Below are 210 nucleotides of genomic sequence, written 5' to 3' on the forward strand. Positions count from 1 at the left end.
AAAATAAACCCCTTTGACGCCAAGACTGGGGTCTTCTTTTGCGCCAAAATAGTCTAGCAATGCGGCGGATGCGGTGGGGGTCAGAATCCATCCGGTGATGACTGCATCTTCGGCAATTTGGGTATTTTCTCGGTTGGCTTTGCGTTCTTCATTGGCTTGAATTTGATAGAATTTTTGGATGCAACTGCGGATTTGTTTGGGTTGGACTGC

1 pseudogene is annotated in these 210 nt (G+C 47.1%); it reads right to left on the minus strand.

What is annotated here, in order from left to right:
- Positions 1–210, minus strand: a pseudogene (locus AC0QH1_RS22920) (hypothetical protein); the annotation flags it as partial.

The organism is Phormidium sp. CCY1219 (assembly GCF_055795085.1).